The organism is Pseudomonas syringae pv. tomato str. DC3000 (assembly GCF_000007805.1).
Classification (GTDB): Bacteria; Pseudomonadota; Gammaproteobacteria; order Pseudomonadales; family Pseudomonadaceae; genus Aquipseudomonas; species Aquipseudomonas avellanae.
In genome coordinates this window covers 5794852-5813490 of the sequence record NC_004578.1, presented here as the reverse complement: position 1 = coordinate 5813490, position 18639 = coordinate 5794852, and the positions used below count along the sequence as shown (strand labels likewise).

Annotated in this window: 19 protein-coding genes; 1 reads left to right on the top strand and 18 read right to left on the bottom strand. The window is 62.5% G+C overall.

Going from position 1 to position 18639, the window contains the following annotated elements:
- Positions 1 to 61: 61 nt before the first annotated feature.
- A complete protein-coding gene (locus tag PSPTO_RS26425; RefSeq protein ID WP_011105319.1) occupies positions 62 to 1318 on the bottom strand; it encodes an MFS transporter in 1257 nt (418 codons plus the stop codon).
- 116 nt (positions 1319 to 1434) lie between these two features.
- Here PSPTO_RS26425 and PSPTO_RS26420 point away from each other — a divergent pair, with 116 nt between their 5' ends.
- Complete coding sequence (locus tag PSPTO_RS26420) at positions 1435 to 2328, top strand: LysR family transcriptional regulator (RefSeq protein ID WP_005765469.1); 894 nt, start codon at positions 1435 to 1437, stop codon at positions 2326 to 2328.
- Positions 2329 to 2365: 37 nt separating this feature from the next.
- On the opposite strand, the gene PSPTO_RS26415 is transcribed toward PSPTO_RS26420, so the two are convergent.
- Genes PSPTO_RS26415 through PSPTO_RS26335 form a run of 17 tightly spaced genes read right to left on the bottom strand, consistent with a single transcriptional unit; the run spans position 2366 to position 18636 of the window.
- Complete coding sequence (locus PSPTO_RS26415) at positions 2366 to 3592, bottom strand: beta-ketoacyl-ACP synthase (RefSeq protein WP_011105318.1); 1227 nt, start codon at positions 3590 to 3592, stop codon at positions 2366 to 2368.
- Positions 3592 to 4320 carry a 3-oxoacyl-ACP reductase FabG gene (fabG, locus tag PSPTO_RS26410; RefSeq protein WP_005765466.1) on the bottom strand — a complete coding sequence of 243 codons (729 nt, stop codon included), beginning with the start codon at positions 4318 to 4320 and terminating at the stop codon, positions 3592 to 3594. Before fabG ends, PSPTO_RS26415 begins: the two co-directional genes overlap by 1 nt.
- Positions 4317 to 4772: a hotdog family protein gene (locus PSPTO_RS26405; RefSeq protein WP_011105317.1), complete on the bottom strand. Its 456-nt coding sequence runs from the start codon at positions 4770 to 4772 to the stop codon at positions 4317 to 4319. The genes fabG and PSPTO_RS26405 overlap by 4 nt, the downstream gene beginning before the upstream one ends.
- Positions 4769 to 5965, bottom strand: coding sequence for a beta-ketoacyl-[acyl-carrier-protein] synthase family protein (locus PSPTO_RS26400; RefSeq protein ID WP_005765463.1), 1197 nt, complete (start codon positions 5963 to 5965; stop codon positions 4769 to 4771). Before PSPTO_RS26400 ends, PSPTO_RS26405 begins: the two co-directional genes overlap by 4 nt.
- Positions 5962 to 6444: a lipoprotein gene (locus PSPTO_RS26395; RefSeq protein ID WP_005765461.1), complete on the bottom strand. Its 483-nt coding sequence runs from the start codon at positions 6442 to 6444 to the stop codon at positions 5962 to 5964. The genes PSPTO_RS26400 and PSPTO_RS26395 overlap by 4 nt, the downstream gene beginning before the upstream one ends.
- The gene (locus PSPTO_RS26390; RefSeq protein ID WP_046463874.1) at positions 6441 to 7175 is read right to left on the bottom strand and encodes a class I SAM-dependent methyltransferase; all 735 of its coding nucleotides are present in this window, start codon (positions 7173 to 7175) and stop codon (positions 6441 to 6443) included. Before PSPTO_RS26390 ends, PSPTO_RS26395 begins: the two co-directional genes overlap by 4 nt.
- Positions 7172 to 8419, bottom strand: a complete 1248-nt coding sequence (locus PSPTO_RS26385) for an NAD(P)/FAD-dependent oxidoreductase (protein ID WP_011105315.1) — start codon at positions 8417 to 8419, stop codon at positions 7172 to 7174. Before PSPTO_RS26385 ends, PSPTO_RS26390 begins: the two co-directional genes overlap by 4 nt.
- The gene (locus PSPTO_RS26380; protein ID WP_010212054.1) at positions 8406 to 9578 is read right to left on the bottom strand and encodes a membrane protein; all 1173 of its coding nucleotides are present in this window, start codon (positions 9576 to 9578) and stop codon (positions 8406 to 8408) included. The genes PSPTO_RS26385 and PSPTO_RS26380 overlap by 14 nt, the downstream gene beginning before the upstream one ends.
- Complete coding sequence (locus tag PSPTO_RS26375; protein WP_046463873.1) at positions 9575 to 11938, bottom strand: MMPL family transporter; 2364 nt, start codon at positions 11936 to 11938, stop codon at positions 9575 to 9577. The genes PSPTO_RS26380 and PSPTO_RS26375 overlap by 4 nt, the downstream gene beginning before the upstream one ends.
- Positions 11922 to 12536, bottom strand: a complete 615-nt coding sequence (locus tag PSPTO_RS26370) for an outer membrane lipoprotein carrier protein LolA (RefSeq protein ID WP_011105313.1) — start codon at positions 12534 to 12536, stop codon at positions 11922 to 11924. The genes PSPTO_RS26375 and PSPTO_RS26370 overlap by 17 nt, the downstream gene beginning before the upstream one ends.
- Entirely contained in the window at positions 12533 to 12958 is a 426-nt protein-coding gene (locus PSPTO_RS26365) for an acyl-CoA thioesterase (protein ID WP_005765450.1), read from the bottom strand. Before PSPTO_RS26365 ends, PSPTO_RS26370 begins: the two co-directional genes overlap by 4 nt.
- Positions 12948 to 14495, bottom strand: a complete 1548-nt coding sequence (hutH, locus tag PSPTO_RS26360) for an HAL/PAL/TAL family ammonia-lyase (RefSeq protein WP_007245619.1) — start codon at positions 14493 to 14495, stop codon at positions 12948 to 12950. Before hutH ends, PSPTO_RS26365 begins: the two co-directional genes overlap by 11 nt.
- Positions 14476 to 15423, bottom strand: coding sequence for a glycosyl transferase (locus tag PSPTO_RS26355; protein WP_011105312.1), 948 nt, complete (start codon positions 15421 to 15423; stop codon positions 14476 to 14478). The genes hutH and PSPTO_RS26355 overlap by 20 nt, the downstream gene beginning before the upstream one ends.
- Entirely contained in the window at positions 15420 to 16154 is a 735-nt protein-coding gene (locus tag PSPTO_RS26350) for a glycosyltransferase family 2 protein (RefSeq protein WP_011105311.1), read from the bottom strand. The genes PSPTO_RS26355 and PSPTO_RS26350 overlap by 4 nt, the downstream gene beginning before the upstream one ends.
- Positions 16147 to 17829, bottom strand: coding sequence for an acyl-CoA synthetase family protein (locus tag PSPTO_RS26345; protein WP_005765442.1), 1683 nt, complete (start codon positions 17827 to 17829; stop codon positions 16147 to 16149). Before PSPTO_RS26345 ends, PSPTO_RS26350 begins: the two co-directional genes overlap by 8 nt.
- Positions 17830 to 17839: 10 nt before the next feature.
- Positions 17840 to 18385 (bottom strand): membrane protein, encoded by a 546-nt coding sequence (locus PSPTO_RS26340; protein ID WP_011105309.1) that lies wholly within the window; start codon positions 18383 to 18385, stop codon positions 17840 to 17842.
- Positions 18382 to 18636, bottom strand: a complete 255-nt coding sequence (locus PSPTO_RS26335) for an acyl carrier protein (RefSeq protein ID WP_005765439.1) — start codon at positions 18634 to 18636, stop codon at positions 18382 to 18384. The genes PSPTO_RS26340 and PSPTO_RS26335 overlap by 4 nt, the downstream gene beginning before the upstream one ends.
- Between the last annotated feature and the right edge of the window lie 3 nt (positions 18637 to 18639).

Here is an 18639-nt window from a genome sequence, read left to right as displayed (position 1 = left end):
AGAGCGGGCGGATGCGCCAGTGTACCTTGGCTCACCCGATGCGCCATCGCCCGATGTGTGACTAAACCCTCGCCCCCAACGGCTGCAACCTCGCCAACCTCAACGCCACGCCCAGCGCCATCAGTAACAGTGCCCCGATAAACAGCCCGATGCCGTTCCAGCCCGCGTAATGCCAGAACACGCCACCGCCGGTTCCGGCTACGCTTGAGCCAGCGTAATAGCAGAACAGGTACAGCGACGCAGCCTGACCTCTTGCCGTTGTGGCCCTGCGGCCTACCCAGCTGCTGGCCACTGAATGCGCGCCGAAGAAGCCGAAGGTGAAGATCAATACACCGGGGATAACCAGGGCCAGTGGTGTGAACAGCGTCATGATCAAGCCCGCCAGCATCATCACGATCACGGCCCAGAGCACTTTCCGACGACCCAGCCGGTCGGCCAGCGAGCCGATCTTCGCCGAACTGTAGATGCCCGACAGGTACACCACGGAAAACACGCCGACCACGGCCTGGCTGAGGTTGTAGGGCTCGCTCAACAAGCGGTAGGCGATGTAATTGAACAGTGTGACGAAGGCGCCCATCAGCAGAAAGCCAATCAGAAACAACAGCGGTAACCCTGCGTCTTTGAACTGCACCACAAAGCCGTCCAGCAGGCTGCGCGGGTGCAGCGAGCGGGGGCGGAAGTTGCGTGACTCCGGGAGGATCTTCCAGAACACCACAGCGGCGATCAGCGCCAGCCCGCCGACCACCAGCATCGCCGCGTGCCAGCTCACATAATCGATCATGACCCCGACAATCAGCCGCCCGCTCATTCCGCCGACCGCGCTGCCACCGATATACAGCCCCATCGCCAGGCCCAGGTGAGTGGGGTGTATTTCCTCGCTCAGGTAGGTCATCGCTACCGCCGCCAGCCCGCTCAGCGACAGGCCCACCAGTGCCCGTGTGATGAGCACGCCTTCCCAACTGGGCATCAACGCGCTGGCGATGGTGAACAGCGACGCGCAGAACAGCGCCATGACCATCACCGACTTGCGCCCGAGCCGGTCGGATATCGGCCCGGTGATTAGCAGGCCGATGGCGAGCATCGCCGTGGCAACTGACAGAATCAGGCTGCTCTGGGCGGCCGAGAGGGAGAACTCGGTGGAAAGCGTCGGCATCATCGGCTGGACGCAATACAGCAGTGTGAACGTCGAGAACCCACCCGCGAACAGCGCCAGCGCGGTGCGTTTGAACAGCGGCGTGTTCTTTTCGATGTAGCTGTCGCCAGACGGTTTAGCGGACGTATTCAGGTCGGTGGTAGGCGGGGCGACGGCAGGATTCAAGGGAGACCTCGGAGCACGGTTGGGCAGGCAATGAAAAAATCATATAGCCCGTCAATCATTCCATCCAATATATTGTTCGACCTGTTTGATAGGTAAAACGTCTTAATGGAGGCCGCATGGAATTGCGCCATCTGCGTTACTTCATCGCAGTTGCCGAAGAGCTGCATTTCGGCCGTGCAGCACTGGCGCTGGGCATTTCTCAGCCGCCACTCAGCCAGCAGATTCAGGCGCTGGAGCAGGAACTGGGTACGCGTCTGTTCGAGCGCACCAACCGGCGCGTTGAGTTGAGCGAATCCGGGCGGCTGTTTCTTGATGAGGCGCGTCTGGTGTTGGCCCAGGTTGATAAAGCCACTGATGTCGCCCGACGCGCGCAACTGGGTGAAATCGGTGAGCTGAAGATCGGCTTTACATCGTCTGCGCCGTTCACTTCCAGCATTCCGCAGGCGATCTTTGCGTTCCGCCAGGCCTACCCCGACGTGCACCTGACCCTGACCGAAATCACCAGCCAGGAAGTGGCCGCAGGGCTTGAAGACAAGACCATACAGGTCGGCATCATGCGCCCGCTGGCGTTGCCTGATTCACTGGTGGTGTTTGAATTGCTGAACGAACCGCTGGTAGCCATCATGCGTGCCGACCATCCGCTGGCGGCCAGCACCGAGGACGGAATCTACATGGCAGCGCTGGCCGCCGAGCCCTTTGTGTTCTTTCCACGCACCTATGGCAGTGGCATCTACGCACAGGTCCTGAGCCTGGCCCGCGCCGCAGGGTTCAGCCCGTTGATCACTCAGGAAGCAGGGGAAGTGATGACCATCATTGGCCTGGTCGCAGCCGGCTTGGGCGTGACGGTGTTGCCTGCGTCCTACCGCCGAATGCGCATCGACAGCGTGGTCTACCGCAACGTCCTCGACCCCGGCGCGACCAGCGCGGTGTGGCTGGTGCAGCGCAAGGACGAACAGTCACCGATGGCCAAGGCGTTTACCGAACTCTTGACGCGGAGCGTCGCACGGTAGTGCGGTTATCGTGCCTCACGCCCCGGAGATTGAGGTCTTAACCCCAACGCTTGAAGATCAGGGAGGTATTCACCCCGCCAAAGGCAAAGTTGTTGTTCATCACGTATTCATTGCTCATCTGCCGGGGTTCGCCGAGGATGTAGTCCAGTTCGCCGCAGTGTGGGTCTACATCGACCAGGTTCAGCGTGTGGATGTAGCGATCACTGTTGAGCATTTCGATGCTGAACCACGACTCCAGTGCGCCGCAGGCACCCAATGTGTGACCAAGGAAACTTTTTTGTGAGCTGAGCGGCATGCGTGGGCCGAACAGGCTGCTGGTGGCGAGGGTTTCGGCGATGTCGCCTTGTTCCGTAGCCGTGCCGTGGCCGTTGACGTAGCCGATGGCTTCGGGAGGCAAACCGGCGTCTTCCAGCGCCAGTTCCATCGCGCGGCGCATGGTGGCCTGTTCCGGGCGAGTGCTGTGCGCGCCGTCGGCGTTGCTGCCAAAGCCGACGATCTCGGCATAGATGTGCGCGCCACGCGCCTGGGCGTGTTCAAGTTCTTCGAGCACCAGCATGCCGCCGCCTTCGCCGATCACCAGCCCGTCGCGTCCGCTGTCGTAGGGCCGTGGCGTGGTGTGCGGTGCGTCGTTTTTCAGGCTGGTTGCATACAGAGCATCAAAGACCATCGCTTCGGTCGGGCACAGTTCTTCGGCGCCGCCCGCGAGCATCAGCGGCAGACGCCCGAACTTGATCGCCTCGTAGGCGTACCCGATACCCTGACTGCCACTGGTGCAAGCGCTGGACGTCGGGATTAAGCGTCCGGTCAGGCCGAAGAAGATACTGAGGTTAGCCGCCGTCGTGTGCGGCATCATCCGCACGTACGAGTTGGCGTTGAGGTTCAGCGCCACCGAGTTGATCAGCATGTTGCCGAACGCCTTGATCTCGTCGGTACTGCCGGTGGACGAGCCGCAGGCAGTGCCCATGCGGCCGTCACGAATGATCGGATCATTCAGCAGCCCGGCGTCGATCAGCGCCTGTTCTCCAGCCCCGACCGCCAGCCGCGATACACGGCCCATGCTGCGCAATTGCTTGCGCGTCCAGTGCGCGGGCACGGCGAAATCATCGATGGGCCCCGCCAGCCGGGTGTTCAGCTCGATGAAACGGTCCCACTCGTCCATCCGCCGAATACCACTACGGTTTGCCGTGAAGCTCGCATTGATGGTGGCCCAGTCGCTGCCCACCGAGGTAATGCCGGACATGCCGGTAACCACCACACGCTTCATCAGCACAACCCTCCATTGACGGCCAGCACCTGACGGGTGATGTAGCTGGCTTCCGCCGACATCAGGAAATTCACTGCGCCTGCGACTTCTTCGGGAGTGCCCATGCGCTGCGCCGGGATCATTTTCATCAGTTCATCCACGGGAACGTTCTCGTCGAGCATCGCGGTGTCGATCAGCCCCGGCGCTACGCAATTGACGGTAATCTTGCGTTTGCCCAGTTCGATGGCCAGCGCTTTGGCTGCACCGATCAGGCCCGCTTTGGACGCGCTGTAGTTCACCTGGCCGCGGTTGCCGATCAGGCCTGAAACCGAAGTGATACAGACGATACGCCCCGCCGCGCGACGACGGATCATCGGCATGGTCAGCGGGTGCAGCACGTTGTAGAAGCCATCAAGGTTGGTGCGCAGCACCTGATCCCAGTCGTCGTCGCTCAGTGCCGGAAATGCGCCGTCGCGGGTCAGACCGGCATTGAGCACCACGCCGTAATACGCGCCGTGGGTTTCCACGTCATCTTCCAGAATCGCCTTGCAGGCGACGCGGTCCGAGACGTCGAATTGCAGCACCCGCGCCTGACGGCCCAGCGCGATGATTTCGGCTTGCACCGCTTCTGCTTCGCTGCGACCGGTGCGGCAGTGCAGGACCAGGTCGTAGCCAGCGCGGGCCAGACGCAAGGCAATGGCGCGGCCGATGCCACGGCTGGAGCCGGTGACCAGTATCGATTCAGTCATGCCGGGGCTCCTTCAGCCAGGTAGTCAGCAGTGTTGGGTGGGCAATATACATTGAGGCGGGCAAGCGCTGTGATGTCCGGGCCGGTGAGGGTGCATTCGAACACACCCATACCGCTGTCGTCCTGCAGGGAGCGGATGGCATGAATGTGCAGTTCGCTGCCAGCCGGGAAGCGCGCCACGTTGCAGTCGAACTTACGGCTGCCGAGCAAAAAGCCCAGCTTGACCGCTTCGCCCTTGCTGCGCGCCTGACAGCCTGCGTAGGCCGCCACGCTTTGCGCCATCAGCTCGATGCCGAGCCAGGCGGGCAGGCTGCCGTCCGGCTGGTTGAACAGACCATCGGCGCGCACGGTCAGGCGGGTGTTGATCTGCTCTTCGTCGAAATCCAGCACCTGATCGATGAGGATCATGTCGCCAGCATGGGGGATGAGTTCGGCGAGCTGCCACTCGATCATGGGGCATCTCCGATAATCAGGCTGATGTTGTTGCCACCGAAAGCAAAGGAATTGCTCATCATGTAGCGCGTGTCGGCAGCGGCCAGGCGTGCGCCCGGCACGGTCCAGTGCAGCGCGGGTAACAGCGGGTCGGCGGCGCCATCCCACACCTGCGGGGGCAGGGCGTGTTCAGTGTTGTGCGGCACCAGACTCAGCCAGCAAAAGGCGATTTCCAGCGCCCCTGCCGCGCCCAGCGTGTGGCCGCTGAGTGATTTGGTCGAGGAGCAGGGCACGCCCTCCGGGAACACCGCCTGTACCGCCAGGCTTTCCATGGCATCGTTGAGTTGCGTCGCGGTGCCGTGCAGGTTCAGGTAGCTGATCTGCGCAGCCTCAAGTCGGGCGTTGCTCAAGGCTTGCAGCATGGCATCCCGCGCACCGCGCCCGCTGGGTTCAGGGGCGGAGATATGGTGAGCGTCGCAATTGGCACCTGCGCCCAGCAGCGCAATCGAGTGCGTGCTGCCAGCCTCGCGGGTCATGAGAAACAGCGCCGCCGCCTCGCCAATGTTGATCCCGTTGCGATTGAGGGAAAACGGGTTGCACAGCTGTGGCGACATGGCTTCAAGTGCCGAGAAACCGTTCAGGGTCAGTTTGCACAGGCTGTCGACGCCGCCGCACAGCACCGCATCGCACAGGCCCATGTCCAGCGCCCGGCGCGCACTGAGCAGCGCCCGCGCGCTGGAGGTGCAGGCGGTTGAAATCACATAGGCCGGACCGCTCAATTGCAGCCAGGTGGCCAGAAAGTTAGCGGGTGCACCGAGTTCCTGCTGCCGATAGTCGTAATCGGCGGGGAAGGTCTGGTCGCGTAGCCAACTGGCCATGCTGCTGCTCGCTTCATCGATGCCCGACGTACTGGTGCCGATGATCACGCCAATGCGCCCGGCACCGTATTGCTCGATAGCCTGACCAATCTCGTCTTTGATTTGTAGGGCCGCGGCCAGCAGCAATTGATTATTGCGGCTGTGCTGCGAACGCATGGCAGGCGGCATGGCGGGCAGTGCACCCTTGACTGCGCCCACCGGCAATGCCCGCTCCGGCACCCAGCCGCTTTCGACCACCATGCCCGAGCTGTCGCCTGCGAACAGCCTGCGCGCGACTTCTTCGCGGCTGTCACCCAGCGCGCAGATCACGCCCAGCGCATTGAGGTAGGCGGTCATTGCGCGCGCTCGTCGTTCAGCGGTGTGACCTGGTAGCTCAGCCCGTCCTTGAGACGAATGGTGAAGGCGTTCGCCGATTGATACTCAACCAGCCAGCGATCATCCAGGCGGCGTTGCATACCCTGGCGGTAAGCGCTGGGATAGCGGCCATGCATTTCCATGTCCGGAGTCATGGCGAACATCAGCGCCGCAAACAGCTCGCGGGCTTCAGGGTTGGGCGGCAGCAGGCCGTCGGCTTGCCATTGCCCGTTGATCAGCAACTGGCGGGCCTGAGGAATGCCCAGCGGGTCCATCATCGACCAGCGCAGCCCGGCGTTTTCTCGCTGAATGACCAGCATCCAGTCCTGACGCTGATCGGTTTGCCGACGTTCGATGTGCAGTTGCATCGGCAAGTTCAGGGTCGGTGCAGTGGTCGGCAGCGGTGCCTGCGCAGCGCAGCCGCCGAGCAGCAGAAAAACCACGAACAATAGGCGAATCATGAGGCGTCACCTCGCAGCGGCTTGCGGGCCACGACATTGACCAGGGTTTCTTCGCGCTGGCCGAATGGCTTGGGCTTTTGCAGCTTCAAGGCTTCGAGCAGGCCGAAGTCTCTGGCGCGGCTCCACCACAGATAAGGGTAGGAAACATTGCCGGCATCGAACTCGAAACCCTGTTCGCGGATCATCTGCAGATAGTCGGCGGCGCTCTTCTGCACGTGCATCGGGTGACGAAACAGCCAGCGGATCACCCACGTGTCGATGTAGGCCTCGGTGGACTCGGCAAACAGCAGATAGCCGCCCGGTTTGAGCACCCGATAGAACTCGGCCAGCGCCCGTTCCTGCTCGACCAGATGATGAAAGGTCTGGTGACAGAACAGCACATCGACGCTGGCGTCCGGCAGTTGCAGGGCTGCGCAATCGCTGCCGATCAACTCGACATCGATGCCGCGGGCCTGCGCTTCGAGGCGACTCATTTCAAGGCTGTCCGGGTCTGCATCGACGCCGATCAGTTTCGACGGGGCAAAGACCTTGCTCAGGTGCTGGAACGACTTGCCCTGCCCGCAACCGGCATCCAGCAACACGGGTGCAGTCGGTGGCGGGCTGGCGAACAGGCTGCGTAAATCGTTTATAGCAACTCGCAACACCCGGTATTGCCAGGTGTGGCTGCGCAGAAACCACAGACCAAAGCGGGTTTCCTCGACGTAGCTGTCACTCATAAACGGACGACTCATGAGCCGCCGTCCGCACAGATTTCCGACAGCATGCGCAGGCGGCGTTTTGGCTCGCTGACGAACGGGTTGCGCTCGTCCCAGGCATAACCGGCCAGAATCGCACTGATCATACGGCGAATATCCGGGGTGCTTTCGGGGTAGAAAATCACGCTCTGGAACGTGCCGTTGTACCAGCCTTCGACGTAGGCCCGAAAGGTATCGACGCCGCGTTTCAAGGGGATGGCGAACTCGGTTTCCCAGTCCACGTTTTCGCCCTGCAACTGTCGGTTCAGCACGCCGGCGGCCATGCTCGCCGAGCGCATGGCGATGGTCACGCCCGAGGAGAATACCGGGTCGAGAAACTCCGCCGCATTACCCAGCAGCGCAAAGCCCTTGCCGTGCAGGGTTTTGACGTTCGCCGAGTAGCCACCGATGGTCCGCGCAGGCGTGTCCCAGACTGCATTTTTCAGCACGCTGGCCAACTGCGGCGTTTCATCGATAAAGGCGCGCAGGCAGGCGTCCAGATCGTCGGGCTTGCCTTTGAAGCGCTCGGCCGAGGCCACGACGCCCACTGAGCAGCGGCCCTCGCTGAACGGGATCGACCAGAACCATACGTCGCTGTGCTGCGGATGGATGCTGACGAGGATCTTCTGGCGGTCGAAAGGCGGGCTTTCGATGCGGTCTTCGATGTGCGTAAACACCGCCTGACGCAGCGGAAAGCCTGAGGGCGCTTCCAGGTCCAGCAAGCGCGGCAGCACGCGGCCGTAACCGCTGGCGTCCAGCACAAAGGTCGCTTGCACGCTGTATTCGCTGCCGTCTTCGCGCCTTACCTGCAAAACCGGCTGCGGGCCGTCGAAGTCGGCACTGATGATTTCCTGCTGATAGCGGATATCCACGCCCTGCAACTCGGCCTGATCGGCCAGCAGTTTGTCGAACTCGCTGCGCTGCACCTGAAACGTGGTGGTTTTGCCGTTGCTGAACGTGTCGCCGAAGTCGAAATCGCTGTACTGCTCGCCGCGTGCAAACGCTGCACCGTTCTTGCGCTGAAAGCCGGCGGCGTTCACCGCATCGAGCATCCCCGCTTCTTCGACGAAGTCCAGGCAGTGGCAGAGCAGGCTTTCGCCGATCGAGAAGCGCGGGAACAGTTGGCGCTCGATGATCAGCACGTCGTGGCCCTGGCGTTTGAGCAAGGCAGCAGCGATTGACCCGGCAGGGCCGGCACCGATGACGACGACCTGACGAATTTCCCTATCAGTGATGGGCACAGGTATTCCTTTCCGGTTTGGCGGTTGCAAGGGAGGGCTGCACGGTAACGCGACCCATGCCGGTGAGTGCCGGCAACAGCGTCGCGAGCAGGCCCATCAGCATCAGGGCGAAATACAGCGCCGGGCTGATGAGTTGCTGTTGCAGCAGCAGATTGAGGAAAACGATTTCGCTCAAGCCACGAATATTCAGCAGCACGCTTTCACGCCAGCGGCTGGCCCCGGCGAACGACGGCGGGGCCCAGCGCAGGCCAATCCAGTTGCCGAGCAGCTTGCTGACAATCGGCAGCACGATCAGCACGGCCAGTTGCAGTGCGCTGAGTTCGCCGAGGGCGCTGTGTACGTTGATCTGCACGATGCCGAAGGTCAGCAGCAGCGGGATGGCCAGGCGGTTTTGCACAAAGCCACGCTGTGCGGCGCTCAGCGGCGGCACCCAGGCCTGGCCGAGGCGCGCCATGCACAGCAGATACCCAATACCGAAAATCAGCGCGTTGAGCCGGTAATGCTCAGCGACCATCAGCAGAATGAAAAACGTCAGGCTGTAAAGCAGCGGCTGGCGCAAACGCAGCAAGCTGAACAGCAGCGGCACGCAGGCACCCAGCAAGGGTAACAACAGGCTGCTCAGGTGCAGGCTGCCCTGAGCGATGGCGAACAGGCTCCAGCAGGTCAGGTCGATAAGAATCGCGGTCTGCACCAGGCGGCGAGTGGCGGCAGGCGGGTAATCGATGTGCTGCAGATACAGGTAAAGCACCGGGATCGCGGTGATGGCGAACACCAGCCCGATGGCCAGCGAACTGATCCACGCTTGCTCCGGCAGCAGCCATGCGGCACAGGCCAGCCCGCTCAGAAATGGCACCAGAAAGCTCGGCACGGCGATTTTCAGGCTTTGGCGGTCAAGTCTCAGGTCGATCACATCGCTGAGAATCTGCCCCAGCACGATGGCAAACGCCAAGCCGTACAGGCTTTTCAGCCAGACGGGAGACACCAGTTGCGCGCCGCTGAGTTGCCAGTGGGGTTCTATCCAGAACAGCATCAGCAGCGGCAAACCGAAGGTTGCCAGCAGCAGTTGGCTGACGATAGGGATCAGGCCCAATTGCCGACCTGCCCAAGTGGCCAGCGCGAACAAGGCCAGCGCCATCAGCCAGAACGCCACCACCATCATGCGTGCGGCTCCCCGGAGTTGACCTGCGTGCGAGCAGTTTTTCGCGGGCTTGCCCACGGTGCCAGCAGAAAACTGAAGGCCAGCCCCAGGCTGACCGACAGGCCGAAATTGCTGATCGCTGGCGTGCCGGAAATGGCCAGCAACCCGAACGATAGCCAAGTGGTGACCGCCGCCAGCAGGGTGCCCAGCAGGCTGACCGCCGCACCGCCGATCTGCTCGCGCATCAGAATCGCGTAATCGACACTGATCGCCGTGACCAGCAGCAGGCCGAACAGGCTGAACAGGGTCAGTGGCTGGCCGAGCCAACCCAGGCTGGCAAGGCTGCACAAGGCGGCGAGCAAGGGCAGGGCGACGACGCGTAACGCGCCGTTGAAGCCGAACGGTGCGATCAGCAGCAGAACGATCAGCACGCACGAGGCTAGCTTCAATTCGGCTGCGCTGATTTGTGTGTGGGCGAACACATCGTTGAGTTCACCCAGGCGGTCCACCAGTTGCACACCTTCCAGGCCGATGGCTTGCACACGCAGCAACGCCATGCTGTTCAGGCCGCGCAGGCTGACGATGCTGGCTACCTGAGCGTCGCCTTCGGCATCTTCGCTGGCGCCCAGCCAGAGCGTGCGCCACTGTTCGCTGAGCGGGCCTTGAAGCGCCTGATCAATGTCTTGCGTCGGCAGTGCCTGCAATTGAGCGAGTTCGGTTTTCAAGGCGCTGGCCGGAACGCCGAGCTGCACCAGTGGTGTCCAGTATTGCGCCAATTTGCCCAGTGCATCACGGGTCGCCTGTTGTTCGGCTGGCGAATCGAGCAACTGATTGATCGCCATGTAGCCTTGCAGCTTGTCCATGCTGACCAATTGATCGAGACGCTGGGTCAGCGCCGACTGGCGGTCGAGCAACTGCTGTTGGTCTTTGCCGCGCACCAGAAAAAACTGGCTGGTGGGCTGATAGCCGGTAATTCGCGCGATGGCTTGTGCTTCGTCGGTCAGCGCCTGAGGTGCCGAGACCCATTGGCGAATATCGTTCTTGGTGGTCAGGTGCCAGAGCCCGCCGCCACAGAAGGCCAGCAGCAGCGCGAGCAGGATCGGCGTGTTGATGCGCTGCAACAATGCGGCGCGGCAATCGAGCATCTGTTGCGCCAGTTTCAGCGGCCATTGCGCGGGACGAATTTCTACCCTGGCGAGCAATGCAGGCAACAGGCAGACGGCGGTCAGGTACGCACCGATCAGCCCCGCTGCCGAGAACACGGCAATTTGCGTCAGTGCCGGGAACGGCGTCCAGGCCAGGGCGAGATAGCCAATGCAACTGGTGATCAGGCTCAGGCTCAGCCCCGGCAGGGTCAGGCGCAGGGCGGGCCAGCTGCGCCAGGGCTTCATGCTCCAGCTTTTCGACAGGTAATGCAGCGGGTAATCCACCGCCACGCCGATCAGGCTGGAACCCAGCACCAGCGTCATGACGTGCATGCTGCCAAACAGCGCCACGCAGGCCACCGCACCAAACAGCATGCCGACCACCACCGGGACAAAGGCCAGCAATACACTCCAGCGCCGGAAGGCCAGCAACAGCAGCAACAGAATGCCAACCGTTGCGCCACCGCCCACCCAGGTGATCTCGCGGCTGGCCTGTTTCTGGCCGTCTGCGGCGTACAACAGGCCGCTGGCTGCCAGCAACTGACCACCCGCCTGAGCGGCCTGCCCCCGCGCTTTTGCCAGCAGGTCGGCGACCTGACCGGGCAAGTGCATGTCGAACGCATCGCTGCGGGTTCGCGAGCGCAGCAGCACCCAGCTTTTACCTTCGGCGGTCGCAATCAGCGCGCCGCTGGCCAGGTCCGCCTCGACCGAGCCCTGTTTCGGCAGCCCGTTCTGAATACGTCCGGTCAGGCCCAGCCAGTCATCCTGGCCCGGCACCAGGCTGAAACCGGCAAACGGGTCGAACAGGGTTTGCACGCGCTGCTCGATGAAGGCCTTCGGGTCGTCGATCAGCAGCGTGCGGTCCACAGCTGGCAACATCGCGATTCGGCCTTGCAGCAACTGGGTGCGCAGCGCGGGCAGATCGGCCTGCAGCGACCACTGGACCTTTTCGAACAGGCCACTGGCCTGCCATTGCTCGGCCAGCGTGCGCGTCAGCTCGACGGCTTGCTGGCGATCAGCGTGACCGACCAGCACCAGCATTTCGCGATTAAGCGGCGCCTGCATGCGCTTTTCGGCACTCGTTACCAGCGCGTCATTGTCAGTGCCCGGCACCAGCTCCATGAGGTTGGCCGACAACGGCGAGCGGTCGTGCCACTGCCAGCCGGCCAGCGCCAGTACGCCCGCCAGAATCAGCAGGAACAGCCTCGGCAGCAGCCGCTCAGTTGTTGAAGTCATTACGCTGCGCATCGGTCAGGGTAGGGGCGCTGTTGCTGTCGATCATTTTCAGGACCGTGCTGTCGCCCTGGGTTTCCAGCAGTTCAATGCGCTGGACCAGCTCGCCGCCATCGATGTTGATCTGCCTGAACACCTGTTGCAGCAACAGCGAGCGCGGTGTCAGCGTGAGGTGCCAGGCGTTCGCTTCGCCCTTGATCTGCAAGTCGAAATCCCGTTGCAGGCCGCTGCTGTCGCCTTGCAGCACGGCCAGAAACAAGCGGTTCTGCTCGGCGCCGGCATTTTTGTTTGGCACCGGCTTCCAGGTACTGACATCGCCGACGGTTTCGCGACGGGCAATGCCGGTGGCGTTGATGCGGTAATCCTGTTTCAGCGGTGTTTCCAGCAGCCAGAGCAGCCCGAAATCCTTGGCGAGCACGAAGCGGCCTTTGCTCAGCAGCGGCTGCGGCAGGGCGCGCAGGTGTTTTTCCTGAATGAAACGGCCTTGCACCACCGCAGGTTTGGCCAGTTGGTCGCTCAGTTGTTGCAGATCGAAAGCCTGCGCCAGTGAAGACAGGCACAGCAAACCCAGCAGCATCAAGGCTCGGCACAGACGGTTCATGGCAACGCTCTCTTTACGGCATCGATAAAGACCTGGGGCGAGGCCAGTTGCATTTCGTGGCTGTCGCGGTCAACTGCGACCTGCACGGTGCTGGCACGGGTCAGGCGCTCGCCGGTGTCGGCGTCGGTGATCAGATAGTTGATTTTCAAGCGGTTCTCCCACTCCACCAGACTGGCGCGCACGTTAAGCTTCTGGCCGAACACGGCACTGCGCACATAGCGCAATTGCAGGTCGATCACCGGCCAACCATAACCGGATTCGAGCATTTGCATGTAGTTATGGCCAATGTGGTCGAGCAGCGCGCAACGCGCCACTTCCAGGTATTTGACGTAATGCCCGTGCCAGACGATGTTCATCATGTCGACGTCGAAAAACGGCACCACGATTTCAGTGTCCAGGTGCAGAAAACCCTTACTGCGCATGCAACCTCCAGCGGCGGTTGGCGATGTGTTTCAGGCACAGACGCAGTTCGCTTTCCAGTGCACGGTCTTCGATGACCGGAGCAAAGTCTTCGCCCAGTTCTGCGTGCATGCTGGCCAGCGCCGGTGGCAGCGGGCGCGCATCGGCGCCCTTGCTGCGCAGCCAGACACCCTGATTGGCGGCGATCAGCGTGGCCGCGGCGACCTGTTCGGTCAGCTCCAGCACACGAATGGCGTCACGCGCAGCGATTGTGCCCATGCTCACCTTGTCCTGATTGTGGCATTCGGTGGAACGTGAGAACACACTGGCCGGCATGGTGTTTTTCAGCGCTTCGGCGGTCCACGCGCTGGTGCCGATCTGCACTGCCTTGAAGCCATGATTGAGCATCGCCCGCTCGGCGCTGGCACCCGACAGGTTGCTCGGCAAGCCGTGGTTGTAGCGCTCGTCCACCAACAGCGCCAGTTGCCGGTCGAGCAAGTCCGCGACGTTGGCCACCAGGGTTTTCAGGCTGTCCATTGCAAAGGCGATATGCCCGCCGTAAAAATGCCCGCCGTGCAACACGCGCTCGGCTTCTGCATCGATAATAGGGTTGTCATTGGCGCTGTTCAGCTCGATCTCGATGAACGAACGCAGCCAGTTCAGGCTGTCGGCCAGCACGCCCAGCACATGCGGTGCGCAACGCAGCGAATAGCGATCCTGCAAACGGTGCAGCGGAGCGGTTGGCGCGTCGATGGCCAGGTCCTGACGCAGCCACGCCGCCACTTGCATCTGGCCCGGGTGCGGCTTGGCGGCAAACAGGCGCTCGTCGAAGTGTTCCGGGTTGCCTTGCAGCGCCACCACATTCATCGCGGTGATGCGGGTGGCCAGTTGCAGCAGGTAATCGGCGCGGGCGAAGGCCAGGCAGGCGATGCCGGTCATGACAGCGGTGCCGTTCATCAGCGCCAGTGCTTCCTTGGGGCGCAGCACCAGCGGCGTCCAGCCCAGTTCGCGATGCACATCGCTGGCCAAACGGCGCTCGCCACGGAACATCACCTCGCGCTCACCGGACAGGGTCGCGGCCACGTACGACAGCGGCGTCAGATCACCACTGGCACCCACCGAGCCTTCTTCGGGGATCAACGGCAGCACGTCCTGATCGATAAATGCCTGCAAACGCTCGAGCAGTTCGACCCGCACCCCGGAAACGCCCTGACACAACGACTGCAAGCGCGCCGCCAACACTGCGCGGGTGGCCTGGGCGTCGAGCAGTTTGCCCAGCCCGCAACCGTGAAACGTGTACAGATAACGCGGTAGCGCCTCGACATGCTCCAGCGGCACCGCCACCACGCAGGAATCCCCGTAACCGGTGGTGACCCCGTAGATCACGCCTTCCTTGCTCAGCAACGAATCGAGAAACTGCGCGCCCCTGGCGATGCGTGCGCGAAATTCATCGTCGCCTTGCAGCGCGCTCGGTGCCTGACGATTGGCCAGGGCCAGCACGTCTTCGATACACAGGGCGCGTTCGCCGAACATGATCGGGTCAGGAACTTGATTCGTCATCGGACTTCCAGAATGGGTAGAAATTGAACCACTGCTGTGGCGCTTCCAGGCAGTAATGACCCAGGCGCTCGGCATAGCGCGTGGCCCAGTGGGCGATTACCTGAGCGCGGTCGCTGCGACGCCATTCGATGGCGTCGGCGAACGGTTCGAGAATCACCCGATAGCCCTTCGGGCCCTTGAGGCAGAAAAACAGATTGACCGGGCACTTGAGCAGACCGGCCAGCAGCCACGGGCCTTGCGGGAACGTCGCGGGCTGGCCGAGAAAGTCGACCCGCACGTTGCGCCCGCCATGCAGCGCAACGCGGTCGCCGGCAATGGCCAGCCACTCGCCTTCGTCCAGACGCTGACTCAGTTGCAGCATGATCGCCGGGTCCAGCTCGCTGACCTGAATCAGCCGCAGGTTGGTTGCCCCGGCTTCACCGAGCAGGCGATTGAAGCGTTCGGCATGCTTGGTGTGTACCAGCACGTTCATGGTGATCTTCTCGCCGAGCTCGGCCAGCGCGCGGCACACCTCAAGGTTGCCCAGGTGCGCGCCCACCAGCATCTGCCCGCGTGCGCCACGCAGGCTCTGGCGCAGCAATGCCGGGTCGATGATCTCGATCTGCTCGATGCCCAGCCTGCCGTTCCACACGTCGAGTTTGTCGAGCAGCGCCTCGGCAAAGGCCATGAACTGGCCGAACACCCGCCGTTGGCTTGGGCGCAGCTCAGGCCGGGCGCTCCAGTCCGCCAGGCGCTGCTGGTATTCCCAAATGCTGTGCCGGGCACGACGGCCGAACACAAAGAAATACAGCACGATGCCATACTGCACAGGGGTGAGCAGGCGACGGCCGAGCACGCGCATGCCCCAGGCAGTGAGCTTCATGAGCATGAAACTGCCGCGCTCCTGGTGGCTGGCCCAATGCTCCCTGGGCGATTTGTCGATGCTCATGAGCGCCACCGTCGCCAGAGGATCAGCGGCAGGCGCATCAGCATGCCAAAGAACAGTTTGGCGTGCATGGTCGAGATCAGCGCGTTGTCGTGAAACAGGCGGAAATGCGACAGGCCGTCCTGTGGATAATGAACGCGGGTCGGCAGCCAGCGCATCGCCTGACCGCGCCAGGCCAGGCGCACGAGGATCTCCGAATCAAAATCCATGCGCTTGCCGATCCGCACCGCGTCGATCAGCACGAGCACCGGCGCCAGCGGGTACAGGCGAAAGCCGCACATCGAGTCGCGAATCTGCAATGACAGGGTGTTGATCCATACCCACACGTGAGTGAGATAGCGGGCGTACAGGCGGCCTTTCGGCACGCTTTCGTCGTACTGCGGATAGCCGCAGATCAGCGCTTCGGGGCACTGACGCGACTGCTCCAGAAACACCGGAATATCGCTCAGGTCATGCTGGCCGTCGGCATCGACCTGCAAGGCATGACTGAACCCAAGCCGCGCCGCCTCCCTGAACCCGGCCATGACTGCGCCGCCCTTGCCTTGGTTGACCGGCAGGCACACCAGATAGATTTCGTCGCCTTGGGCGAGCTGTCGCAGCACGGCGGCGCAGGCCGGGCTGCTGGCGTCGTCCACCAACACGCAGGGCAGCCCGGCGGCGCGCACGGCCTTGACGACGTCGGGCACGGCCAGCTCGTGGTCGAACACCGGAATGATCACGCAAGGCTTATGCATGGGCACCTTCCAGCACAACCCGACCGCTGGAGCACGGTGCGTTTTCGCTGTTGTGAAAGGCGAAATGCAGCTTGGCGCGTGTAGCATCGAAGCGCAGGGTCAGTTTCAGTCGGTCACCGGGGCGCACCAATTGCTGAAATTTGAGCACTTCCATGCCGGCAAAATCGGGTGGCAGGTCGAGCAATTGTTGGCCCAAATTGATTGCCCATTGCACCTGAAGCACACCTGGCAAGACCGGTGCCTTGGGGAAGTGGCCGCTGAAAAAAGCCAGGTCGGGCGGGACCATCAGGTTCAGGTGCCACTCGCCATCAACCATTTGTTGGTCGAGTACTTCCGGCTGTTTGGGGCGTGGCGCCATGAGCAGGGCCTGAACGTCGGTCTGCGCCAGTTTGCCCTGGGTATTGAGGGGCATTTGCCGCAATAGGCGCCAGCGGCGCGGCAGGGCGATGGTTTCGCAATGCGGTCGCAGATGCTCGCGCAAGGCTTCGGTGAGTGCGCGACGGCCCTGATTACGCAGGGCCAGCAAGCCGCTGTCGCTCAGCACCAGCAGCGCGCCGAGTGACGCACGATTTTCCTGCACCACACCCAGGCGCGCTTCGCTGACCCAGGCATGGCTGGCAAGCGCTTGCTCGATCAGCGGCAATGACACGCGCTTTTCTTCCAGTTTGACGATACGGTCCAGCCTGCCCAGCAGCTCGAATCGCCCGTCATCGCCAATCAGCACGGCATCGGCGGTTTGCTCGACATGGCCGGATGGCAGGTAAGGCGAACGGATGCGCAACGCACCTTCGCTGTCCTGACTCAGTTCGATGCCGTCGAAAGCCTGCCAGCGCTGTTCGCCCTGACGCCAGGCGATACCACCGGTTTCCGAGCTGCCGAGAATTTCCGTTGGCCATTGTCCCAGACGCTGATGCAGGCTTTGCGCAGCCTCGCCAGGCAGGGCGCCACCGGATGAAAACACCCGGCGCACGCTGCTCAGGCTGTTCCAGTCGAGGTTGTCGCCCATGCGCTTGAGCAGTGCCGGGCTGGCGACCCAGGCAAAGGACGGGTATTGGCGGCTGGCCCGTTGCAGGTCTTCGGCAAATGGCAACTGGCAACGCACGAACGGGCGCGCCGCGCACAGCGGCCATAGCAGTCGGAACAGCAAGCCATAAATGTGCTGGGTCGCGACGCTGCCGATCATGCACGCCGAGCCAAGCTGCGCGCCCCACAGCTGCTCCAGCCCGCAGACTTCGTTGGCCAGTTGGCGCAGACGCTTTTCAATCAGTTTGGGTTCGCCGCTGGAGCCCGAGGTGCACAGGCTCAACCGGCACTGGTCGAGGTCCAGCGTGGCCGCTGCGAGAGGCGCAGCCTGTAAATCGCTCAGTTGAGCGTCGCCCGGCAGGTCGGTCAGCCACAGATCGACCTGGCTCGCCCAGCGCTCGCGGGTCTGGCCCTGCAAATCGGCGGGCAACAACACATGCACGCCCGCGCGCCAGGCACCGAACAGCGCGACGGCCAGCTCGGCGGCATCTTCAAGGTGCAGCGCAAGGTTTTTGATACCACGGGCTTGCAGCCCTGCCGCCACGCTTAACGACTGCTCACAAAATTGCGCGTGATCCAGCGCAGGGGTCTGGGTCAGCAGCCGGTCGGGCAGGGCGTCGAGCAGCAGGTCTTGCAGATTCAACCAGTTCATGCGATCCATTTCATTTGCCGTCCGTAGCGGGTGGGCGAGCTATCCATTCAGCGGCGAACAGCAGCCCCATCAATCCATAGGAAATCAGGCCGGTGTACAGCGCCCACCACGACAACGGTGCCCACAGCGTGAGCATCGCTGCAGTCAGGCCATTGGCCAGAAAGAACAGGCACCAGATCTGTGTGACTTTGCGGGTGTAGCGGATGCCGGATTCGGGCAGTTGCGGGCGGGTGATGCGCGCCATTCTTTCCACGATCGGCGGACCGTAGATCAGGCTCGAGCCAAACAGACCGAGCATGAACGTGCTGACCAGCACCGGGTACCAGCGCAGCATCAAATGGCTGTCGAGCACACCGAGCACCACGCAAAAGGCCAGGGCCACACTCGCCATCGCCAGGCTGCCGGGTTTGCGTTCGCCGGTCAGCGCACGCGCCAGCCACAGGCTGCCAAGCAGCAGCGCGAACTGCCACGGGGCGAAGTGCTCGGTGCCCCAGTAAACGGCAAACGGATACAGCACACCGGCCAGTACCAGAGTCAGGCCAATCAGCCGCTTCATTCGGCTGCGTTGACCAGGCGGTAGACGGCCTCGACCACGTCGTCGACGGTTCTGACCGACTTGAATTCTTCTGCAGCAATCTTTTTGCCGGTCTTGCGTTTGATGTGGTCGATCAGGTCCACGGCATCGATGCTGTCGATTTCCAGGTCCTGATACAGGTTGGCGTCCAGCGTGACCCTTTCAGGCTCCAGTTCGAACAGTTCCACCATCGCGGCGCGGAGGATTTCGAAGATGTCTTCACGGGTTTGCATGTT